The sequence below is a fragment of the Arthrobacter sp. TmtSoilC77 genome (assembly GCF_059739415.1).
The window spans coordinates 871,644-893,142 of sequence record NZ_AP046050.1 but is presented as its reverse complement, the minus strand read 5'-3'; the positions used below and the strand labels follow the sequence as shown (position 1 = coordinate 893,142).

The 21,499-nt window shown below is 62.4% G+C and carries 19 protein-coding genes; 13 read left to right on the top strand and 6 right to left on the bottom strand.

Annotation, left to right across the window (positions count from 1 at the left end):
• Window positions 1-132: 132 nt before the first annotated feature.
• The gene (locus tag AC6I99_RS04280) at window positions 133-861 is read right to left on the bottom strand and encodes a FadR/GntR family transcriptional regulator (RefSeq protein ID WP_309930948.1); all 729 of its coding nucleotides are present in this window, start codon (window positions 859-861) and stop codon (window positions 133-135) included.
• 353 nt (window positions 862-1,214) lie between these two features.
• Between AC6I99_RS04280 and AC6I99_RS04275 the strand changes: the two genes are divergently transcribed.
• From AC6I99_RS04275 to AC6I99_RS04220, 12 genes are all read left to right on the top strand, one after another.
• On the top strand, window positions 1,215-2,837 hold the full coding sequence (locus AC6I99_RS04275; protein ID WP_497960466.1) for an ABC transporter substrate-binding protein: 1,623 nt from the start codon (window positions 1,215-1,217) through the stop codon (window positions 2,835-2,837).
• A 100-nt stretch (window positions 2,838-2,937) separates the two neighbouring features.
• On the top strand, window positions 2,938-3,894 hold the full coding sequence (locus AC6I99_RS04270; protein WP_224094398.1) for an ABC transporter permease: 957 nt from the start codon (window positions 2,938-2,940) through the stop codon (window positions 3,892-3,894).
• Between the two features lie 3 nt (window positions 3,895-3,897).
• Entirely contained in the window at window positions 3,898-6,009 is a 2,112-nt protein-coding gene (locus AC6I99_RS04265) for a dipeptide/oligopeptide/nickel ABC transporter permease/ATP-binding protein (protein ID WP_497960464.1), read from the top strand.
• Window positions 6,006-6,812, top strand: coding sequence for an ABC transporter ATP-binding protein (locus AC6I99_RS04260; protein WP_497960463.1), 807 nt, complete (start codon window positions 6,006-6,008; stop codon window positions 6,810-6,812). The genes AC6I99_RS04265 and AC6I99_RS04260 overlap by 4 nt, the downstream gene beginning before the upstream one ends.
• A 37-nt stretch (window positions 6,813-6,849) precedes the next feature.
• A complete protein-coding gene (locus tag AC6I99_RS04255) occupies window positions 6,850-7,767 on the top strand; it encodes a dihydrodipicolinate synthase family protein (RefSeq protein ID WP_497960461.1) in 918 nt (305 codons plus the stop codon).
• A gap of 18 nt (window positions 7,768-7,785) precedes the next feature.
• The gene (locus tag AC6I99_RS04250; RefSeq protein WP_497960459.1) at window positions 7,786-8,757 is read left to right on the top strand and encodes an ROK family protein; all 972 of its coding nucleotides are present in this window, start codon (window positions 7,786-7,788) and stop codon (window positions 8,755-8,757) included.
• A gap of 12 nt (window positions 8,758-8,769) precedes the next feature.
• On the top strand, window positions 8,770-9,456 hold the full coding sequence (locus AC6I99_RS04245) for an N-acetylmannosamine-6-phosphate 2-epimerase (RefSeq protein WP_497960457.1): 687 nt from the start codon (window positions 8,770-8,772) through the stop codon (window positions 9,454-9,456).
• A 104-nt stretch (window positions 9,457-9,560) separates the two neighbouring features.
• Window positions 9,561-11,018, top strand: coding sequence for a dihydrolipoyl dehydrogenase family protein (locus AC6I99_RS04240; protein WP_497960455.1), 1,458 nt, complete (start codon window positions 9,561-9,563; stop codon window positions 11,016-11,018).
• Between the two features lie 69 nt (window positions 11,019-11,087).
• Window positions 11,088-11,858 carry a P-loop NTPase family protein gene (locus tag AC6I99_RS04235; RefSeq protein WP_497960453.1) on the top strand — a complete coding sequence of 257 codons (771 nt, stop codon included), beginning with the start codon at window positions 11,088-11,090 and terminating at the stop codon, window positions 11,856-11,858.
• Window positions 11,855-13,891 carry a YhgE/Pip family protein gene (locus AC6I99_RS04230; RefSeq protein ID WP_497960451.1) on the top strand — a complete coding sequence of 679 codons (2,037 nt, stop codon included), beginning with the start codon at window positions 11,855-11,857 and terminating at the stop codon, window positions 13,889-13,891. Before AC6I99_RS04235 ends, AC6I99_RS04230 begins: the two co-directional genes overlap by 4 nt.
• A complete protein-coding gene (locus AC6I99_RS04225; protein WP_497960449.1) occupies window positions 13,888-14,541 on the top strand; it encodes a TetR/AcrR family transcriptional regulator in 654 nt (217 codons plus the stop codon). Before AC6I99_RS04230 ends, AC6I99_RS04225 begins: the two co-directional genes overlap by 4 nt.
• 85 nt (window positions 14,542-14,626) lie before the next feature.
• Window positions 14,627-15,247: a hypothetical protein gene (locus AC6I99_RS04220; RefSeq protein ID WP_497960447.1), complete on the top strand. Its 621-nt coding sequence runs from the start codon at window positions 14,627-14,629 to the stop codon at window positions 15,245-15,247.
• 42 nt (window positions 15,248-15,289) lie between these two features.
• Here AC6I99_RS04220 and AC6I99_RS04215 read toward each other — a convergent pair whose 3' ends face one another.
• Complete coding sequence (locus AC6I99_RS04215; RefSeq protein ID WP_497961922.1) at window positions 15,290-16,201, bottom strand: EamA family transporter; 912 nt, start codon at window positions 16,199-16,201, stop codon at window positions 15,290-15,292.
• 74 nt (window positions 16,202-16,275) lie between these two features.
• Between AC6I99_RS04215 and AC6I99_RS04210 the strand changes: the two genes are divergently transcribed.
• Window positions 16,276-17,193, top strand: a complete 918-nt coding sequence (locus AC6I99_RS04210) for a LysR family transcriptional regulator (protein ID WP_497960445.1) — start codon at window positions 16,276-16,278, stop codon at window positions 17,191-17,193.
• Window positions 17,194-17,261: 68 nt separating this feature from the next.
• On the opposite strand, the gene AC6I99_RS04205 is transcribed toward AC6I99_RS04210, so the two are convergent.
• The 4 genes from AC6I99_RS04205 to AC6I99_RS04190 are packed head-to-tail and all read right to left on the bottom strand — an operon-like array spanning window position 17,262 to window position 21,483.
• Entirely contained in the window at window positions 17,262-18,170 is a 909-nt protein-coding gene (locus tag AC6I99_RS04205; RefSeq protein WP_224166456.1) for a polysaccharide deacetylase family protein, read from the bottom strand.
• Complete coding sequence (locus tag AC6I99_RS04200) at window positions 18,167-18,865, bottom strand: fumarylacetoacetate hydrolase family protein (protein ID WP_224166455.1); 699 nt, start codon at window positions 18,863-18,865, stop codon at window positions 18,167-18,169. The genes AC6I99_RS04205 and AC6I99_RS04200 overlap by 4 nt, the downstream gene beginning before the upstream one ends.
• A 3-nt stretch (window positions 18,866-18,868) precedes the next feature.
• Complete coding sequence (locus tag AC6I99_RS04195) at window positions 18,869-20,170, bottom strand: MFS transporter (protein WP_224166454.1); 1,302 nt, start codon at window positions 20,168-20,170, stop codon at window positions 18,869-18,871.
• Complete coding sequence (locus tag AC6I99_RS04190) at window positions 20,167-21,483, bottom strand: amidohydrolase family protein (protein WP_497960443.1); 1,317 nt, start codon at window positions 21,481-21,483, stop codon at window positions 20,167-20,169. The genes AC6I99_RS04195 and AC6I99_RS04190 overlap by 4 nt, the downstream gene beginning before the upstream one ends.
• Between the last annotated feature and the right edge of the window lie 16 nt (window positions 21,484-21,499).

The window sequence follows — 21,499 nt, the reverse complement described above, 5'->3', positions numbered from 1 at the left end:
CCCTAAACGCGCTCTAATGCGACCCAGTTGGGTTACGCGGCAGGGAAGGCGAGCCACGCAGGAAACGCAAAGGGCCGCCGTCGTACAATTCCGAAAAAGTACGACGGCGGCCCTTGCCGTATGTGGGGACGCTTACTCCCCCACAGCCTCGCTGATCCGGCGCCGGATGCCGTCGAAGTGACGGTTGAGCAGCTCGGCCGAGAGCACCTTGTCTCCCGCTGCAACGGCGGCATAGATATTCCGATGGATGGCGGCCGTCTTGGCCAGGTCCTCGTTACCTGCGCCGATCTCTACGTGGATCTTCCGGTACACCTTCCAGAAGACCCCCATGAGGTTGATCAGCAGCTCGTTGTTAAGGGGTTCGAATAGTCGGCGGTGGAATTCAGCGTCGGCCGCCACGAAGTTCTCACCGGCGGCGGCGAGTTCTTCCATTTGCTTCACCGATTCCTCGATGGACGCCAGCTGCTCCTTGGTCATCACATCGATGGAGGAGCCGATCAGCCCGGACTCCAAAGCCTGCCGCACGTCCACCAGCTGCAAGGCTTCGAGTCCCTGGTGACGAAGGGAAAGCCGGCCCCGGAATGTCAGGCCATCAGCCAAGGCATCGAAGTTGCTGGGCGCCACGAACATCCCGAAGCCATGGCGGATCTCGATCACCCCCAAGGCCTGCAGCACTTTCAGGGACTCACGCAACGTATTGCGCCCTACGCCCAGGGCCACCGAAAGCTCACTCTCCGTGGGCAACGGGTCACCCGCCTCGAGCTCGCGCTCAAGGATGAGTTCCATAATGTCCGACTGCAATGCCCGCAGCCGGGCCTGTGCACTGAACCGCGCTTGCGGAACGACACCGGAAGTTGTCATGGCGCTCTCCTTGCCGATGCACTCTTCCCCTCAGAGGCTTGTGAACCTCGGACGCAGAAGTAGTGCGGTGTTAATATTGAGGCGAGCTTGATGCTCACCGCAGAATGAGTGACTCGCAACATACAATATCGGATGTCCCACCTCCTTGATAGGTATGTCTTCGGAATTCCTTGAGAATGCCGCATTCAGGCGCCCTGGCGGCGAGGAACCCGACGGTTCCCGGCCTCCCGGGCAGCCTCACCGTGATCCATTTCTCACTTGACGTCCCCTTGTGACCACCCTTACAGTTTCAATACGAGCATCGGACGTCCTACATCCGATAACCCACGACAGTCGAATGGTGAGGCACCCTTATGAGCAAGACCATCAACAGCCTGCCGCTGGTCAACGACGCCAGCCGCCGGAATTTCCTGAAGCTAAGCGGCGCAGTTGGTGCAGCAGCCGCCTTCACGGCAACCCTCTCTGCGTGCGGCGGCGCTGCCAGCACCAGCACGGGGAACGCTTCAAACACCGCAGCCGTGAACAAGGACCTCATGATCGAGGCAGGCATCTCCTACGCCCTCTCCACAGGCTTTGACCCGCTGAGCTCTTCGGGAGCCACACCGATGGCGGCCAACCTCCACATCTTTGAAGGCCTCATCGAGCTGCACCCGGCAACCCGACAGCCCTACAACGCACTGGCCGCAACGGATCCCAAGAAGATCAACGACACCACGTACCAGGTGACCATCCGCGATGGTGCCAAGTTCCACGACGGCTCCCCCGTCACCACCGAGGACGTCGCTTTCTCCTTTACACGTGTCATGGATCCGGCGAACAAGTCCCTGTTTTCCCAGTTCATCCCATTCATCCAGGACGTCAAGCCCTTGGATGCCAAGACAGTGGAATTCACCCTCAAGTACGCCTTCCCGGGCTTCGGACCCCGCATCTCGGTGGTCAAGATTGTTCCCAAGGCACTCGCGACCGATCTGAAGGCCTTCGACGCCAAGCCAATCGGCTCCGGTCCGTACAAACTGGTCTCCGCCGTCAAGGACGACAAGATCGTCTTCGAAGCGTTCGCAGACTACAACGGCCCCAAGCCTGCGTTGGCCAAGGGTATGACCTGGCTCCTTCTTTCGGACGCAGCCGCCCGTGTTACTGCTGTCCAATCCGGCCGCGTCCAGGCCATCGAGGACGTTCCGTACCTGGACGTCGACGGCTTGAAGTCCAAGGTCAAGGTGGAATCCGTCCAGTCCTTCGGCCTGCTGTTCCTCATGTTCAACTGCGCAAAGGCCCCTTTCGACAACAAACTGGTCCGCCAGGCGCTGCACTATGGCATGGACAAGGAAGCCATCATCAAGAAGGCCCTGTTCGGCAACGCCAAGGCGGCAAGCTCCTACTTCCAGGAGGGCCACCCGGACTATGTCAAGGCCAGGAACGTCTATGGTTTTGACACTAAAAAGGCCGAAGACCTACTCAAGCAGGCGGGCGTTGGCAGCCTCGAATTCGAACTCCTCACCACGGACACCGCGTGGGTGAAGGACGTTGCACCCCTGATCCTGGAGTCCTGGAACAAGATCCCCGGCGTCAAGGTCACCGTTAAGAGCCTGCAGTCCGGCGCCCTGTACAGCGACCGCGTGGGCAAGGGCGATTACACGGTCGTTGCGGCTCCTGGCGACCCGTCCGTGTTCGGCAACGACGCGGACCTGCTGCTGAGCTGGTTCTACTCCGGCGCCACGTGGATGGAGAAGCGCGCCTTCTGGACCACTCCGGAACGCACCAAGTTGCAGGAACTCATGAACAAGGGGTCGCAAGCCTCCGGCGACAACGCCAAGAAGATCGTGGCCGAAATCGTGGACATGGTCTCGGACGAAGTCCCCCTCTACCCGGTCCTCCACCGCCAGCTCCCCAGCGCCTGGGACGAGAAAAAACTCAAGGGCTTCCAGCCTCTGCCCACCACCGGATTGTCGTTCATCGACGTCGGACGTACCGCCTAGAAACCTGAGTTGCGAGGCCTGCTTTGCGGCCTAAATCCCCCAAATAGCACGCAGAGCAGGCCCCACAACCAGCAGCACCCCCAACCAACCGGAGAACAAATTGGTCACGATATTGCGTCTGCTTGGTCGCAGGCTTGCAGCATTGCCATTGATGATCCTGGGCATTACGTTGCTCGTCTTCCTCGTCCTGCAGGCCGCCCCCGGCGACCAAGCCAGTTCCGCCCTTGGTGACGGCGCCAGCGAAGAAGCCAAGCAGCAGTACCGCCAGGAAAATGGCCTGAACGATCCCTTGGTCCTGCAATACTTCCGTTTCCTTGGGAAGCTGCTGCAGTTTGACCTCGGCGTCACAACCCCGCCGGCAAAGTCGGTGGCTTCCATGATCGGCTCTGCGTTCCCTTTGACGCTCCAGCTGACCTTCCTGGGCGTCATTATCGCGATTGTTCTTTCCCTGGCATTCGGCATCCTCGGCGCCCTCTACCGCGACAAGTGGCAGGACCAATTGGTCCGCGTCTTCTCGATCGCCGCGATCGCCACGCCGTCGTTCTGGCTTGGCATCCTGCTCATCCAGTGGTTCGCCCTGGGGAGCAACCCGATGTTCCCCTCAGGCGGAATTGCGACGCCGGAATCCGGCTTTGGCGGTTGGCTCAACTCGATGGCCCTTCCGGCACTTGCGCTCGGCATCCCCGTCTCAGCGTCGTTGATCCGAGTGGTCCGGACGTCCATGGTGGAAGAGCTTGACCGCGACTACGTCCGCACAGCCATCGGCAACGGCGTCCCCTACCGCGAAGTGGTTTCCAAGAATGTTCTCCGCAATGCCCTCGTCACCCCGGTGACCGTGCTGGGACTCCGCGTGGGCTACCTGCTGGGTGGCGCCGTCGTGATTGAAATGATCTTCGCCCTGCCCGGCATGGGCCAGCTGATCCTCAACGGCATCACCAACCTGGACGTCAACCTCGTCCAGGGCGTGGTGCTCACCATCTCGGTCACTTTTGTTCTGGTGAACATCGTGGTGGACCTCCTCTACCTGCTCATCAACCCCCGAATCAGGACGGTATAGCTCATGCGCAGCAAGCTCGCAGAACGGCTAAGTGCCCCGGGCATCCGCTTCAAGGCCCTGCCCTGGGGCTCCCGCATCGCCCTGCTCTTCCTCGTCATGATTGTGCTCGCGGCCGTCCTCGCGCCGGTCATCGCTCCGCACGATCCCCTTGAGACGTTCATCCCGGCAACCCCGCCTGGCGCCGAGCACTTCTTCGGCACCGACCGCCTGGGCCGCGACATTTTCTCGCGCCTCCTGTTTGGTGCGCAGTCGTCGCTTTTGATCGGCCTTGGCGCGGTTGGCCTGGCGATCCTCGCCGGTGCACTGCTCGGATCCTTCGCCGCGACCTCCAGCAAGTCGGTCAACGAGATCATCATGCGGCTCATGGACATCCTCATGGCGTTCCCGGGCATCGCACTGGCCGCAGTTTTGCTGGCCGCGTTCGGCAACTCGGTCCCGACCATCATCATCGCAATCGCCATCATCTACACGCCTCAACTGGCCCGCGTGGTCCGCGCCAACGTGCTTGCGCAATATGGCGAAGACTACGTCCGTGCCGAACGCGTGATCGGTGCAGGCCGGTTCTACATCCTGGTCAAGCACATCGTCCGCAACACCGCCGCTCCCGTACTGGTGTTCGCCACAGTGATGGTGGCAGACGCCATCATCCTGGAAGCCTCGCTCTCCTTCCTCGGCGCCGGCGTTCAAGACCCCGCGCCATCATGGGGCAACGTGATTTCCTACGGCCGCAATCTGGTCCTGTCCGGTGGCTGGTGGGCCACCACGTTCGCTGGCCTGACAATTCTGCTGACTGTCCTGTCCCTGAACATCCTCGCCGAGGGCCTCACCGACGCCATGGTGAACCCGAAGCTGCGCCGCGCGCCGGCAGTGAAGGACGACGACGGCTCGGCCGCGGCTATCGCTGTTGATTCCGAGGTCGCTACCTCCGTTGCCCAGCCGTCAGTGGTGGAGGAACACGAGCTCGACGGCGTTCGGCCGGCTTTCGGCGACACTGTCACTTCTGACCGGGGCAGCTCCGCCGTCCTCACCGATGTGAAGCTGGCCGCCGCCAACCCGCACCTCCTCCTGGACCGCGAATTGGAACTGCTGGCAGCCATCGAAGCCAAGCGCACGGACCGCCTCCCGCAGGTCGCCCCCGGAGCCCGCAATGTCCTTGAGGTGAAAAACCTGTCCATCCGCTTCCCGGGCCGTTTCGGCGAGACCGCAATCGTGGACAACGTCTCCTTCACGGTCCGCGAAGGCGAAACCATGGGCCTGGTGGGCGAGTCCGGTTGTGGCAAGTCGATCACGTCACTCGCTGTGATGGGCCTCCTGCCCAAGACAGCACAAGTCACCGGTTCCATCCTGTTTGATGGCAAGGAACTCCTCGAGGCGAAGACGCAGCACAGCAACCCCAAGGCCTATGAGGGCCTGCGCGGGGAGCAGATTGCCATGGTCTACCAGGACGCGTTGAGCTCGCTGAACCCATCCATGAAGATCAAGGACCAGCTGGAGCAGCTCACCAAACGTGGTGGCCGAAAGACACCTGCTGAACTGCTGGAAATGGTGAAACTGGACCCCGCCAGGACGCTTGCCAGCTACCCCCATGAGCTCTCCGGCGGCCAACGCCAGCGCGTGCTGATCGCCATGGCCCTGTCCCGCTCACCGAAGATCGTTGTTGCCGATGAGCCCACCACCGCCTTGGATGTCACCGTGCAAAAGCAGGTGGTGGATCTGCTCAACGAACTTCGGGAGCAACTCGGCTTCGCCATGGTGTTCGTCAGCCACGACCTCGCTTTGGTGGCATCCCTGGCGCACCGCATCACGGTGATGTATGCCGGCCAGGTGGTGGAATCCGCACAGGCTTCCGAGCTGCTGCAGAACCCCAAGCACGAGTACACCCGCGGCTTGCTGGGTGCCGTCCTCTCCATCGAGGCCGACGCCGTCCGGCTGCACCAGATCCCCGGCACAGTCCCTTCACCGCGCGATTTTGCTGCGGGAGACCGCTTCGCGGCCCGCTCACTCAGGGCCGACGCCGATCCCAACCAGAAGCTCGTCCTCACCACCGTTCCAACCGCCGACGGTGACGACGCCGACCACTACTGGGCGAGCCACCTGAAGGAGGACGCAAAATGAGCGATTCAGGCTCCAAGCCGGTCATCGAGCTCAAGGACGTCAAGGTCTACCACCATGCAAGGACCGGCGGACTTTTCCGACCCAACATCGTCAAAGCCGTTGACGGAGTGGACTTCACCATCAGCCGCGGCGAAACCGTGGGCATCGTTGGTGAGTCCGGCTGTGGCAAGTCCACCCTCGCGTCCGTACTTGTGGGACTCCAACCACCGACGTCGGGCCAGGTCTTGTTCCACGGAAAGCCCGCCATCAAGCGGAACGCCGCCATGCGAAAACAGTTTGGACGCTCCGTCTCGGTCGTCTTCCAGGACCCGGCTACGGCGCTCAACCCGCGCATGACCATCCAGGACATCCTCACCGACCCCCTGCAGATCCACGGCATCGGGAACGCTTCCAGCCGTGCTGCCAAGGTCAAGGAACTGTTGGCGCTGGTTGGCCTGCCGCACTCGGCAGCCGAGGTGACGCCGTCGCAGGTTTCCGGTGGTCAGCGCCAGCGTGTGGCGATCGCCCGTGCACTGGCGCTGGATCCGGACATCATTGTGGCGGACGAGCCGACGTCGGCCTTGGACGTTTCCGTTCGCGCGCAGGTCCTGAACCTGCTCTCGGACCTGAAGACCCAGCTGAACCTCGGCATGGTGTTCATCTCGCACGACATCCAGACCGTCCGCTACGTCTCGGACCGTATCTGCGTCATGTACTTCGGCAAGATCGTCGAACAAGGCACAGCCACCCAGGTCTTCGACAACCCCAGCAACGACTACACCAAGAAGCTGCTGGGCGCCGCGCCGAGCCTGCTCCACATCTAGTTTTTCCCTTCACAAGTTACAAACAACGGAGAATTCTGTGTCCACTCAGTTCCAGGGCGTCATCCCCCCGGTCATCACCCCCCGCCACGCCGACGGCAGCATCGACACCGCGTCGCTGAAGAACGTCACCAAGCACCTGATCGACGGCGGGGTGTCCGGACTTTTCGTCCTGGGATCCTCCGGGGAAGTCCCCTACCTGACCAACGACGAGCGTGAGCTGGTGGTCTCCACCATCGCCGACGCCAACGCCGGAGCGGTCCCACTAATCGTCGGCGCCAACGAGCAGACCACCAACCGGGTGATCGAGGAAGCGCGGAAGGTGGTGGATCTAGGTGCCGACGCGATCGTTGTCACGTCCATGTACTACGCCATCGGCAATGCGGCGGAAACCGAGACGCATTTCCGCAGCATCCACGCCGCCATCGAGAAGCCGATCTTCGCTTACGACGTCCCGGTCCGCACGCACTTCAAGCTGCCCACGGACCTCCTGGTACGCCTCGGCCGCGACGGCGTCATTGCCGGCGTCAAGGACTCCTCGGGCGACGACGTTTCGTTCCGCCAACTGCTGCTCGCCGCCAAGGACATTCCCAACTTCGATATTTTCACTGGCCACGAAGTTGTGGTGGACGGCGCCCTCCTGGGCGGTGCGCAGGGCGTGGTTCCGGGTCTCGGCAACGTTGATCCGGCCGGCTACCGCCGCCTGTTCGACGCTGCCCAGACGGGCGACTGGGCTCTCGCAGCAAGGGAGCAGGACCGTCTGGCCGACGTCTTCGAGATCGTCTACACCCCTAACGGCCGCGTGTCCGGCGGCGCTGCTGGCCTGGGTGCTTTCAAGACTGCACTTCAGGTCATGGGAGTTATTGAGTCCAACACCATGAGCGAGCCCATGCTGTCCCTGAACTCCGAAGAGACGGCGCTGATCCGTGAAATCCTGGAACGGAACGGGCTGGTCTAAATTTTCATGACCCCTTCCATGACCCACGTGGTCGGTGTTGACCTCGGCGGCACCAAAACTGCCGCCGGGGTTGTTTCCGAGCTTGGTGAAGTGCTCATGTCGGAGACCATTCCGACGTTGAACAGGGACGGTGGCGAAGCGATCCTCGACGCCACTGCGGCGCTGATCGCGGGCTTGGTGGAGCAGGCTGCCGACGCCGGAGTTACAGTTTCCGGCGTCGGCATCGGCTCCGCCGGGGTTATTGATTCTTCTTCCGGGGCCGTGGTGTCAGCCACGGATGCGATTCATGGCTGGGCCGGGACTGAGCTTGTTTCGGGGCTGTCCACCCGGCTTTCCCTGCCTCTTTCGGCGGTCCGGGCCGTCAACGACGTCCACGCCCACGCTCTCGGTGAGGCCTGGCTTGGCGCGGCCGCCGGCTCCTCAAGTTCGCTCATGGTGGCGTTCGGAACCGGCGTCGGCGGGAGCTTTGTGCTGAACGGCGAACCTGTTCTCGGACACCGCTTTGTTGGCGGGCATGTGGGTCACTTCGCGTCGCCGCTGGCTGTATTTGACGGCGTTCCGTTGTCTTGTGTGTGTGGTGGATCAGGACACGTCGAGGCCGTGGCTTCGGGGCCCGCCATCTACGAGTCGTACCTGCGCTTTGGTGGTTCCTCGCATGAGGCAGCGGACACGCGGGGCGTGTTTGCGCTGGCCGCTTCGGGAACTCACGACGGCGGTGCTGCCGCTACCTCCAGCCGAGCAGCTGCCTTGCGTGCCGTTGCTCTCGGCGCGGCCGCCGCAGGCCAAGCCGTGGGCGGACTCATCAACATTCTTGACCCTGAAACCGTAGTGATTTCAGGTGGGCTGGCGGACGCCGAGGGGCTCTGGTGGGAACCCATGGAGACGGCTTTGCGCCAGGAATTGCTGGCACCGTTGGCCGAGGTCCCCGTGCTGCGGGCAACCCTGGGCAACACCGCGGCCATCGTTGGTGCCGCGAAACTCGTCCTTTAGAAGAGAGACAACATGATCCTGACCCCCGACGGCATCGAAGCCCTCCGTTCCCAGCTGATCGTCTCCTGCCAGGCGTATCCCGGCGAACCCATGCGCGATCCCCGCACCACGGCCCAGGTGGCGGCCTCGGCTGTCATCGGCGGGGCTGCGGCGATCCGAGTCCAAGGGTTAGCCGACGTACAGTTCACGCGTGCCGCCGTCGAAGTTCCCGTCATCGGGCTCTGGAAGGACGGGCACGATGGCGTCTTCATCACCCCCACGCTCCGGCACGCGCTTGCCGTGGCTGGTGCCGGTGCACATGTTGTCGCGATTGATGGCACCCGCCGGGCCCGCCCGGACGGTTTGTCGCTGGCTGCGACCGTTGCCGGAATCCACGCGGAGTCCCATGCCTTGGTCATGGCTGATTGCGGTTCCTTTGACGATGCTGTTGTAGCCGTTGAAGCCGGCGCGGACCTGATCGGCACAACGTTGGCTGGTTACACCGGCGAGCGCCCCAAGACCGACGGCCCGGACCTGGAGTTGCTGGAGCAGATCGCCTCTGCCGAACTGGGCAAGCCGCTCATCGCCGAAGGTCGCATCCACACCCCCGCCCAGGCACGTCAGGCCCTCAATGCCGGCGCGTTCGCAGTGGTTGTGGGCACCGCGATCACACATCCGGCCACAATTACGGGCTGGTTCAAGGGCGCGATGCACGTCTAAGGACTCAACCCCCGCGTTGCTGGGCCTGCTCTGCGCCCCAAAACCCCCGCGAAGCACGCAAAACGGGCCTCACAACCCGGAGGAAGCGGTTGTAGGCTTCTCCCATGGCTGCCGAAAACTCCCGTGAATTTGACGTAATTGTGATCGGCGCGGGCGCCGTCGGGGAAAATGTTGCGGACCGCGTGGCTCGTGGCGGACTGACGGCAGTGGTTGTGGAAAGCGAACTGGTTGGCGGCGAATGCTCCTATTGGGCGTGCATTCCTTCCAAAGCGCTCCTCCGGCCAGGCAGCGTGCTCCACGCGGCGCAGGGAATTCCCGGGGCGTCGGAAGCGGTCACCGGAGTTATTGACGCAAAGTCGGCACTGAAGCACCGGGACTGGTTCACGAACAACTGGCAGGACGGGAGCCAGGTCGAATGGCTGGATAGTGCCGGCATCGAGCTGATCCGTGGACGAGGGCGCATCACAGGACCACGCGAGGTCCAGGTGGACGGGCTCGACGGCAACAGCTACGCGCTCAAAGCGCACCATGCCGTGGTCGTGGCCACAGGTTCCACACCTACCATCCCGGATATCGAGGGCCTCAAGGACGTACCCTTCTGGACCACCCGCGGTGCCACTGCGGCAAAAGTCATCCCACAGCGGTTTGCGGTGCTCGGAGGTGGAGTGGCCGGCGTCGAATTAGCCCAGGCTTTTGCCCGCCTTGGTTCCGTGGTGACACTTATTGCTCGTGGTCGCCTTCTGAGCAGCTATCCAGAAGAGGCAGCTGACCTGGTCCTGGCAGGGCTGCGCGCCGATGGGGTAACAGTCCACCTCCACACGGATGTGGACAAAGTAGAAAAGAACGACGACGGCTCGGTCACGGTCACGTTCAACGGCGGGACCGTCACGGCTGACAAACTCCTGGTCGCGTCCGGCCGGCATCCGGCATTGGCCAATTTGGGCTTGGAAAATGTGGGGGTTGAACCGCAGAACGGAAAACCGCTCCGGCTCACTACGGATGCCAGTGGGCTGGTGGAGGGCCCGGCAAGCGATGGCACCAGTGGGCTGTGGCTGTACGCCGCAGGCGATGCCGCGGGCAATGTGTTGCTTACGCACCAGGGCAAGTACGAAGCCCGGGCTACCGGCGATGCCATCGTTGCCCGGGCAAATGGCAAGCTCCAGGGCACGCCCCGTCCCTGGAGCGCGTGGGCACATACGGCCGACGAGCACGCCATTCCAAGCGTCGTCTTCACAGATCCGGAAGTGGCCTCGGTGGGTCCCAGCCTTGAGCAGGCCCTGCTCCAGGGCAAGCACGTCACGGGAGTGGAGTTGCCCATCAACGTCTCCGGATCCCAGCTCTATTCCGCCGATTACAAAGGGTGGGCGCAGATCGTGGTGGACGAGGACCGGAAAGTCATCCTTGGCGCTACGTTCGTCGGGCCGGGGGTAGCTGAACTGCTCCACTCGGCCACCATCGCGATCGTAGGCGAAGTCCCCTTGGACAGGTTGTGGCATGCTGTGCCGTCGTACCCCACCCTCAGCGAGGTGTGGTTGCGGCTTTTGGAGAAGTACGGCCTCTAGCGCTTATTTGAACTGACTGGTCAGTTCAGTTAGACTTTCAGCAGACACCATTTCTGCGAAAGGCTCATTGTGCTGTCCGTACAGCAACTCCAGATCAACGGCCGCCGGGATGACCTCCTTCCGGCAACGTCACTCCAGGCCCGTCGTGGCGAACTCTTGCTAGTGGCCGGCGAAGGCCAGGACCAGCGGACCGCCTTGGCCTTGGCACTCAGTGGCCGCATGAAACCCAGCAACGGCGTCCTCAGTTGGGACAACAACAGCAAGACCAAGAAGATCCGGCTGGCGAGCGCCTTGGTGGATTCGCCCGGCGTCAATGAGCCTGAACAGCATCTAAGCGTTCGCGACCTCGTCACAGAGGACCTCTCCCTCATCCCCCGCCGTTACCGTGGCGCGCTGCTCAGCAAACCGTGGCTGAAGATCAACAGCTTTGAAGACATTGCCGGCTTGTGGATCGAACAGCTTCCCGCCGGCCGCCGGCTCGAGCTCCTGACTGCCCTCGCCTTGGCAGATCCAGCTACCGACCTCCTGGTGGTCGACTCGCCCGATCGCCACAGCGCCGATCCCGCGGCGTGGTTGCCCCGGCTTGAGGCACTGGCGTCCGACGCCGGGCGGCCCCTTGCCGTCGTCGCCGTCGTCAGCGCCCTCCCGGACAACTGGGCTGGCCCTGCTGCCGTAATTGGCAACTCAGTGGCCCACCCGCAGGAACCGGAAACCATTGAAGTGTCCGAGCCTGCACAGGCGACGAACCCGCAAGCGACAACGAGCCCAATCCCGGCCCGCGAGATTCAAGACGAAGCATCCGAACCCGAATTCAAAGACCTTCAAAGGACTGCAAAGTGACTGTTCTGCGGCTTGCCCGCTCCGAACTTAAGCGCATGACCGGCGGGCTCCTGCCCAAGCTGACCATCCTGGCCCTGACCATGGTGCCGCTGCTCTACGGCGCGGTGTATCTCTACGCCAATTGGGATCCGTACGGCAATCTGAACCAGATCGACGCCGCCTTGGTGGTTGAGGACACGGGGGCAACGTCCAAGGATGGCACCGAGCTGCAGGCTGGCAAGAAGGTTGCTGACAGCCTGGTAGACGGCCACGTCTTCAACTGGAAGCAGGTTTCCAGCGCCGAGGCCGCAGAGGCTGGTGTTCGGACCGGCGAATACGCCTTCGCTCTGCGGATCCCCAAGGACTTCTCCGCGAACCTGGTCTCCCCCGGCAGCTTCGACGCCGCCAACCAGGCGATGCTCCATGTCACCACGAACGACGCCAACAACTACCTGCTGAGCACCATCGTGGACAAACTCACCACAGCAGTTCATTCAACGGTCGCCAAGGAGGTCGGCGAGGAAACAGCCAACCAGCTCCTCACCGGTTTCGGCACCATCCACGCCTCCATCGTGAAGGCTGCCGACGGAGCGTCCGAACTCGCCACGGGAGTGGGTCAGCTCAGTGATGGCGCTGCAACGCTGCATGACGGAACCACGCAGTTGGTCACCGGGGCAGACCAGCTGGTCGCCGGGCAGACCAAACTGCGCGACGGCGCTGTGCAACTCAACAGCGGCGCAGGACAGCTGAGCTCGGGCCTCACTGAGCTGAAGAACAAAACGGCTACCCTCCCGGCGGATTCGCAAAAGCTTGCCGACGGTGCGGCGCAAGTAGCCGCCGGGAACGCCGAGCTGAATGCGAAGGTCCAGGACGTCGTCGGGCAGCTGGATGCCGCGGACAAGGGCCTCCGCAACCGTGTTGTGGAATCCAACACCCGTCTGGTCACCGCCGGCGTACTGACGCAGGAGCAGGCAGACAAGGTCCTGGCGGACTTCGACGCGGCCGCCGCATCTAGCCCCGTCACGGACGCAAAGGCCAAGATCGCGGGCGACGCCGCCAAGATCCAGCAGCTCTCCGATGGTTCAGCTGCGGTGAGCGCAGGGGCATCGAAGCTCGCCGCCGCAACGCCTACTCTCACGGACGCGATTTCGCAGGCAGCGGCCGGAGCCGGGCAGCTGAAAACCGGGGCGTCCGCGCTGGCCGCCGGCCAGCAGAGCGCACTGGACGGTGCCATAAAGCTCGACGACGGCGCCCACCAACTCAACGACGGTGCCGGACAGCTTGCCACTGGCGCAGTGAAGGCTTCCGATGGCTCACATACCCTGGCCACAGAGCTTGCCAAGGGTGCCGGGGAAATCCCGAACCCGAACGATGAACAGAAGAGCAGTGTTTCCAAAGTGATCGCAGATCCCGTCGCGGTGGACAACGTATCGCAGGCCAAGGCAGGTTCTTATGGCGCCGGCCTGGCACCCTTCTTCCTGACGCTGGCGCTCTGGATCGGTGTGTTCATGCTGGTACAGGCCATGCGACCTATCACCCAGCGGGCGCTGGCGTCGAACGCCCCGGCATGGAAAATCGCCGTCGGAGGCTGGCTTCCGTTCTTCGTTGTCTCGGTCCTGCAGGCCACGATCCTGACCCTCGTGGTGAATTTGGGCCTCGGCTTGAACGCCGCCCACCCAGTAGGCATGTGGTTGTTCATGCTGGCCGCCGTGATGGCATTCAGTGCGATCATCCAGGGCATCGTGGCGCTCATGGGAACCCCGGGCAAGTTCGTGGTGCTGATCCTGCTGGTCCTGCAGCTCGTGTCCTCGGGCGGCACATTCCCTTGGCAGACCACTCCCATGCCACTTCACGTGGTGCACGAAGTCCTGCCCATGGGCTACGTCGTCACCGGGATGCGGCATCTGATCTACGGCGGCGAACTCAGCATGATCTGGCCGACGGTCCTGGGCCTGCTTGGATACACTTTGCTGGGAGCGGCACTGTCCACGCTCGCTGTCCGCAAACACAAGATGTGGACCCTCAAGACGCTGAAGCCGGAGATCGCAGTATGACCAGCACCCAGCCGGTAGCCCCTTCAGAGCCGGGGCCCGCCGCAGGAACCGCGGAAAAGAAGCTGCGTCCCGGGCGCACCAACGCCACCAGGCAGCGCCTCTTCGAAGCGTCCATGGAGCTGATTGGCGAACGTGGCGCCGCTGGTGTGACCGTGGATGAGATCGCGGCCGCGGCCGGCGTGTCCAAGGGAACGGTCTACTACAACTTCGGCAGCAAGTCGGACCTGATCGCGCAGCTGCTGCGGCACGGCGTGGACATCATGCTGGTCAGTCTCCAGGCAATCGAAGGGCAGAGCAGCGATCCCCTGGAGTCCATGAAGAACATGGTGGGCCAGGCCATGGAGTTCATGGACGAGTACCCGTCTTTCGCACGCCTGTGGGTCAGCGAGAATTGGCGCACTCCCGGCGAGTGGAGTGCCGTGTTTGCGGAGCTACGAGGCGAACTCCTGGCCGTGATCGGTTCGGCGGTGGAACGTGTGGCCGCCGGATACAAGGTGGACGAGTCAATCGTCCGCGGCAGCCTGGAGGCGGCCATTTTCGGGGCTATCTTCGTGGTGGGACTCGACCGACAAACCTACAACCCCGAGCGCACCCGGGAACAGAGTGTCGCCGCGGTCATGACCATCATGCACGGGTACGTCGTGAAGTAGGTCTTCCCCGGGAACGGTATCCAACTGCAATCTACGACGGCGTGGCGCGGCCCGCTGGTCGGCGATGATTAGACTCATGCGTCACATGGGGAACAGCGGAAAGCTTGCGGTGGTAGCCGCTTTTGTGTCCCTCGGGCTCTTGGTGCTCGCAGCCGTGGTACTCGAAGAACTGGTTCTGTACTTGTTCCTGGGAGCGGTGCTGACCTGCTATTTGGCATCGATAGTGCAGGTCTTCAACCGGCGGCGATACCTCGTGGTTCTCCTTGGCGCTGCCGGGACTAGCCTGTTCATCGGCTTCAGCATTGCATTCCTGCGCATGTGGGGCCTCGCGTTCAACCAGGACGCCAACGCCATGGGGAGTGCTGTAAGCACCGAGGACTCAGACATCTACTTCTACCTGGCCGCAGTGGCTGGGGTGGGGACGCTGGCTGTGCTGTTCCTCGGGGCAGTCTGGCCATCGTTTGGTTTCAGCAGGGCCAGGCAACCCGCCCCAGTGCCTAAGCGGGCCACAACGCCAACCAAACGAGCTGCCAGCTCACGCCCAGCCGCGCCTGCCAAACGGCCAACTACGTCGACGGCACGTCCTTCGGGCGCCGCAAAAGCCTCTCCGGCGAAGCGACCCGCAACACCCCGCACGCCTTCGACGGCAGCCAAGCGTCCGGCGTCGGGCGTTTCCACACAGCGCAAGCCCGCCTCCAAACGCTAGCCCGCTGCGTTGCGGTGCCCGCTCTGCGTGCTTCGCGGGCGATTAGACGCGCAGAGCAGGCCTCACAACGGGAGTTTCCGGACGTTTTCGTGAGGCGCCGAGCACGGCAGTCGCGACTCCGACGAGCAGGATCAGCCCTCCCATAATCTCGGGCGCCGTGGGGATTTCGTTCAGGACCAGCCAGGCAGCCGTCATGCCGACCACTGGAACCAGCAGCGTGAACGGCACGACGTCGGAACTCGGGTAGAGCGTCAACAGCCGGTTCCAGATGCCGTACCCAATAAGCGAGGCGAAAACCGCCGTGTAGATGGCGCTCAGGATGGTGGGCATTTGGAGGTCCGTGATGGTCGCCCACACTGTGTCCGGGCCGTCCACCACAAGTGACAATCCCGCCAAAGGGAGCGGCACTACGGCCCCGGACCAGACCACCAACCCAAGGCCCGACGCCGCTTTCGAGTGCCGCGCAACCACGTTTCCGATCGCCCAGGACAACGCCGCCGCCAGCACAATCATGAGAGGCAGGATAGGAGCCACGGCGCTGCGCCCCACCGCGACCACGCCCAGACCCGCGAGGCCGAGCACAACGCCCAGCATCTGCCTGCGGCTGGGCCTCTCGCCAAGGAACCGGGCCGCGATCAGCACTGTGAACAGCACCTGCGCCTGCAAGACGAGGGAGGCCAGGCCCGCGGGCATCCCCAGAGCCATGCCCAGGTACAGCAGTCCAAACTGACCGGCACTCATGAAAAGCCCGACGCCGATGATCGCCTTCCAGCTCACGTCTGGTTTGCGGATGAACAGAATGAACGGAAAAACGACCAGCAGGAATCGGAAGGCGACGAACAGCAACGGCGGGACATCGCGGCCGTTGGCGTGGAGGCCAAGGTCTATCGCGACAAAGTTCACGCCCCAAAGGACAGCGACGAGGACGGCGAGGGCGGAGTGGCGAAGGTTCACAAGAATCACTTTGGCACCTCGACTGGTTTAAGCACCAGCGTTGAATTCTGTATGAAATCAAGTAGGTTTACTTCATGATCGACATTTCAGCTCTGCGCGCCCTGGTAGCTGTGGAACAGCACGGATCTGTCGTGGCCGCCTCGGACGTGATGGGCTACAGTCCTTCGGCGGTTTCCCAGCAGATAAAGAAGCTGGAAAAGCAAACCGGAGTGGCCGTCCTGGAACGCAATGGCCGCGGTGTACTCCTTACGGAACGCGGCCTTGCCCTCGCCGGCTATGGACGGCGGATCATGGGCGAACTCGAGGAACTCCAGGCAACACTCCTCGCCGATCCCGCGAAGCCTTCCGGGCTGCTGCGGCTGGTGGCGTTCTCAACGGCCTGCCGTGGCCTGGTGGGGCCAATGCTCGGACGCATCGGTAGGGATTCCGAACTTGAAGTCAGCGTGCTGGCGGAGGACCCGCGTGAAGCCGTGCACCGGGTTGCTTCAGGCGAGGCTGAGCTTGCGGTAGTGCACAACTGGAACTCCGTGCCGCTGGTCATTCCTGAGAACCTGGCGCACGAGGACCTCTGCCTGGACCAGGCCGACGTCCTCGTTAACAGCAGCCACGAACTTGCCGGACGGACCGTCGTCGAGCGTGAAGACCTGCTGGACGAAACCTGGGTCAGTACGCCGGCCGGCGCTATCTGCAACGAAGCCCTCCTGCAGATCTTCGCCGGGCTTGGGCGGGTCCCCGATATCCGTGTCTACGATCCCGATTTCTCCACCCATATTGCCATGGTGGAGCAGGCCGTGGCTGTAGCACTGGTGCCTCGGCTGGGCAGGCCACCCCTGCCACCCGGCGTCGTTGCTGTGCCGGTCGTCAACCCCGTCCAGCAGCGAGCCGTGGGAATCGTCTATCGAAAGACCATGACCGCCAGCCCCAATATCCGGCATGCCGTCCGGCTGCTGCGCGAAGTGGCGGCAGAACACGAGCTGCCGTTGCCGGGATAAGACCCCGCCATGGCTTGTCTTCTTAGGCAGAGCGCGGGAGCGGTCGGTGTCTTCCGCTCCCGCGCCGCTCATCGAGCGGAAGATGCCTGAAGGGCATCCGAAACAGGGTAACCGGCCGTTTGCTGGTGCCAATCCAGAATCTGCTCCCCCGTCATGAACACAGACCTGGCATCGGCCCTGATATGCGCCAGCGCCTGCTTGAAGTAGGTCAGGCGGTGCGGCGCGGCCATGATGTAGGGGTGGATGACCAGCGCCATAACCCTGGCCGATTCCGCCGAGTCCTCGGCAAGCTGGTCAAACTGGTCCTTGGCACGCTGGAGATATTCACGGGCGGGATGGTGCTGGATCAGCATCATTGCCACGTCATTGCACTCCTGCGTGTAAGGGATGCTGGTGATGGGCCTTGTCCGCGTACGGAGTTCAACAGGCTGGTCATCCAATACCCAGTCACAGACGTACTCATAGCCCTCCTCCACCAGGATGTCCGGCGTCTCCCAGGTTTCCGTCAGGCCAGGACCCAGCCAGCCACGCGGGGCCTTGCCGGTGGCTTGGCGGATGGCGTCGGTGGTCAGCCGGATATCTTCGCGCTCGTCCGGCACTTTCTGCATGTTTTTCTGGCCATAGCCGTGGCCAATGAACTCCCAGCCGCGTTCCTTTGCAGCCGCAGTTATCGCCGGGTAAGACGTTACGGCCTTGCCGTTGACGGCCAATGCCACCGGGATGCCGAACTCATCGAGCGCCTTCAAGAGCCTCCAGAAACCAACCCTGTTTCCATATTCATGCCAGCACCAGTTGGGCACGTCCGGCGTGGGGACGCCGCCGGCCGGAGGACTCAGGACAGTGCGCGGCATCGCCTCATCGTCATTCCACTCCTCAATGTTGACTATCACCCAGACCGCTACCTTCTTGCCGTCCGGCAGAAGTCGCACTGGACGATCAACAATCGCCTCATAGTCGATCCGTTCGCTCGGTTTCATGATTCCTCCTGCTCGGTCACTGCGATGCTCAGTTGTGGAAGGCCCGTAATCTCCACGGAGACCTGGTCGCCGGGAACAATGGCCGAAACGCCCGCTGGGGTACCCGTGTAAATCAAGTCACCCGGTTCCAGGGTGTACAGGGAGCTAAGCCGGGAAAGGATTTCCGGAACGGACCAGATCATCAGGCCCAGGCTCGTTCGCTGACGCTCCTTTCCATTGACAGTGAGAACCAAGGTTGCGGTTTCCAGGTCCTGCACCGATGCCGCTGGAAGGATCGGGCCGCAAGGAGCCGAGCTGTCAAACGATTTACCTGGCTCCCAAGGACGCGCCTGGGACACTGAATTTCTTTGCAGGTCCCTGCGGGTCAGGTCGATTCCAGCAGCGTAGCCAAACACAGCATCGGAAGTATCTTCTGGCTGGCTGTTGCGAAGCCGCTTGCCCACTGCCACTACCAGTTCACCCTCGAACTGGAAGTCATCGGTTGATTGCGGGTAGGCGATGGCCGCGCCGTCCAGTTCGACGCAATCAGTTGGCTTCTGGAAGAAGAACGGATCGTCGCGTTCGTCGCCTTCACGCATCTCGCGAATGTGGTCCACATAGTTCCTCCCCACGCAGTAGATGCGGCGGACGGGGAAGCCGTGGTCGGAACCGGATACGGGAACAACGGGTTGGGTTGTTTTCCAAAGTGTTTGCATTGGTTACTCCTGAGTGGTGGTTACGGGGTCCGGAATAGTGGCCGAAGGGGCCAGCCGACTGAAGTCGGCCGTTCGCAGGGCCAAAGCCAGCAGACCGGAGGCCACGGACAGGCCTGTGATCTGGACCAGGCCGGCGGTGCTCCAGTCGGTGTTTCCGACAAGAAGGCTGAAGGCCAACCCGGCGAAGCCCGCTGCCGTGTAGATGCACGTTGTGAAGAGGCCTGAAGCGCGGGATGAGTGGGATTCATTCATGCTTTTGACCAGGGAAGCGACGAGCCCAACGTAGAGCCCGGAGCTGGCCACCAGCCCAAAGAGGAACGACCATACGGCCTGCCACGCAACGGTTGCGGGTCCTGCGAACAATGCAGCACCACAGACGGCCTGCGCGACGCTCAACGATGTGATGGCAATTTTGGGAGTCAGGCGATCAACAAGCCAACCCCCCAGGGGAGAGGCGAAAGCCGCAAGTCCGGATAACCCGACGGCAAGAGCTGCATCAGCCTGTTTGAAATGCAGGTGCTCGATCAGGAAACTGGCATACATTCCTATGTAGCCAAAATCTATGAGACCGAACAGCACTGTGATCACCGCCAGGATCAGGGGATTACGGCTGAAAAAGCTGGTTGCCCCACCTACGTAATGGGTTGCCTCCTGAACGGAGCGCCGTTCCGTGAATGACGAGCGGACGAACACCGCAACCAGAAGCGCAGCTACGATCCCGATGGCTCCGAAGGCAATCATCGGAGCACGCCAGGAATCAAACTCCTGGTGGAGGAAGACTCCGAGGTTTGGGCCCACCAGCGCGCCCGTGGCGAAGGCGACGTTTACTGAACCGATCGCGATGCCACGGTGCCTGGGAAAGGCATGTGTTGCCACAGTAAGGATGGCCACCAACTGCAAGGCTTCACCTACACCGCTGAGGACCCGCCACAGCAGCATGTCCCAGAAACCGGCGCTCAACACCGTGAGTACCGTGGCGATGGAGAAGAGGACGGTACCCATGATCAGGACGTGTTTCCGGTTTACGCGGCGCAAGGCCATACCGGCCGGGATACCCGTAAGTCCCATTCCCAAGGCGAAGAGTGTGGATTGAAGCCCGGCCTCGGGAAGCCCAAACCCGTATTCTGTCCTGACCTCTGTCAGCAGGACCGGGAAAACCATGCGGTCCATTGCATTGACTGAGTAGGCCAGGAGGATAAGCAGGAACATGAGCATGGCTCCGGAGCTGCCGAGCCGTTGGACACGCTCCGCTGACGCCGGAGGCCGTTCCTTGGGCACGGCCGTTGAGTTGTTTTGGCTTATCATCGTTGATTGCCTTCCTGATTGTTGCTGATCCATTGGTCCCAGGTTCCGGCTGCCGTTGCGCGCTGGACCAGGGCGTCGCGCCGCTCTGTGGCCGTATCGATGGCTTGGCGGGCCGTCTGTTGTACCAGTTCGCCTTCACGAAGAAGAACGCGTCCATCGCTGATGACGGTGCGGATTGCCGCGGAAGTTCCGTGATAGACGAGGCTTTCGGCAGGATCACCCGTTGGAAGAAGCGAGGTACTTGACCTGTCGAAGACGATCAGATCGGCCCGTTTGCCCTGTCTGATGGATCCCGTGATGCCATCGATGCCAAGATCCTTGGCGGCACGGATGGTAGCCATCTCGAGGGCAATTCGAGGAGTCAGTGTTGCCCGTCTCGTGCGTGCGTGCTCAACGGAGAGCAACGCCCGCAAGCTGGAAAGTACGTCTGCGTTTGCCGGCATGGCGAGTGTGTCCACAGAAAGTGATGTCAGAACGTCCGCTTCGAGGAACTCCGTGACCACCGGAAAGCCCATGGTGCGCATTTCCGAAAGTGGGCTCACCGAAATCCTGGTTCCTGTCCGGGCAATGGCTTCAATGTCCTCCGCGCTGGCGTGCACGGCGTGAACCACCTGGACGTCCGGTCCGAGCAATCCCTCACGGTCCAGTCTGGTCAGGCCACACGACTGGCAACCAGGTTCCCGCATGCAGCGGTCGCAATGCATGGTGATGGGAACGTTGCGTTCCCTGGCACAGCTCCATTCCCGCGCAGCAAGCTCCGTGGATGTGCGATAGGGTCCCCGCAACGCAACCCCGAAATGGATCCGCCCGTCAAGGCGGTCGGAAGTCCATCTGTTGATGGCATCGTCCAGACCGTCGAAATCCATCACTTCGTCGGCACCCGAGGAATCCCTTGGCCCATAGGAGAATCGGCCCCTCAACCCCGAATCCAAATGCGCTTGGATGTTCGCATCTATATCGCCCGCACCGCGGACGTTGTGGTCCCAGTTATGGACGGTGGTGATTCCGTTCTGTACTGCTTCTGCCAGGGCGAACCTGGCGGACCAGTAGAAGTCATCGTCATTAAGGTGGGGGGCGAGGCCACGCTTGACTGAGAAGTAGTCCCGTCCGGGCCCATCCCCCACTGTTCCCCGCAGAAGTGAATTCCACAGATGCCAGTGTGTGTCTACGAAACCAGGCATCACCAGGTTTCCGGTGCCGTCTATCTGTTCCACTCCATTGGGGAGGGCGAGGCCCTGCCCGAGTTTTTCGATAATGCCATCCCTGATCAGGATGTCCGTGATCCCATCGGGGACGTCCGGGTCGAGGGACAAAATAAAGGCATTTTGC

Excerpts from the sequence above, each read along its gene's own strand:
- AC6I99_RS04260 (WP_497960463.1), top strand. The coding sequence starts at position 6,006 with ATGAGCGATTCAGGCTCCAAGCCGGTCATCGAGCTCAAGGACGTCAAG.
- AC6I99_RS04225 (WP_497960449.1), top strand. The coding sequence starts at position 13,888 with ATGACCAGCACCCAGCCGGTAGCCCCTTCAGAGCCGGGGCCCGCCGCA.
- AC6I99_RS04250 (WP_497960459.1), top strand. The coding sequence starts at position 7,786 with ATGACCCACGTGGTCGGTGTTGACCTCGGCGGCACCAAAACTGCCGCC.
- AC6I99_RS04205 (WP_224166456.1), bottom strand. The coding sequence starts at position 18,170 with ATGAAACCGAGCGAACGGATCGACTATGAGGCGATTGTTGATCGTCCA.
- AC6I99_RS04240 (WP_497960455.1), top strand. The coding sequence starts at position 9,561 with ATGGCTGCCGAAAACTCCCGTGAATTTGACGTAATTGTGATCGGCGCG.
- AC6I99_RS04210 (WP_497960445.1), top strand. The coding sequence starts at position 16,276 with ATGATCGACATTTCAGCTCTGCGCGCCCTGGTAGCTGTGGAACAGCAC.
- AC6I99_RS04220 (WP_497960447.1), top strand. The coding sequence starts at position 14,627 with ATGGGGAACAGCGGAAAGCTTGCGGTGGTAGCCGCTTTTGTGTCCCTC.
- AC6I99_RS04200 (WP_224166455.1), bottom strand. The coding sequence starts at position 18,865 with ATGCAAACACTTTGGAAAACAACCCAACCCGTTGTTCCCGTATCCGGT.
- AC6I99_RS04265 (WP_497960464.1), top strand. The coding sequence starts at position 3,898 with ATGCGCAGCAAGCTCGCAGAACGGCTAAGTGCCCCGGGCATCCGCTTC.
- AC6I99_RS04245 (WP_497960457.1), top strand. The coding sequence starts at position 8,770 with ATGATCCTGACCCCCGACGGCATCGAAGCCCTCCGTTCCCAGCTGATC.
- AC6I99_RS04280 (WP_309930948.1), bottom strand. The coding sequence starts at position 861 with ATGACAACTTCCGGTGTCGTTCCGCAAGCGCGGTTCAGTGCACAGGCC.
- AC6I99_RS04195 (WP_224166454.1), bottom strand. The coding sequence starts at position 20,170 with ATGATAAGCCAAAACAACTCAACGGCCGTGCCCAAGGAACGGCCTCCG.
- AC6I99_RS04275 (WP_497960466.1), top strand. The coding sequence starts at position 1,215 with ATGAGCAAGACCATCAACAGCCTGCCGCTGGTCAACGACGCCAGCCGC.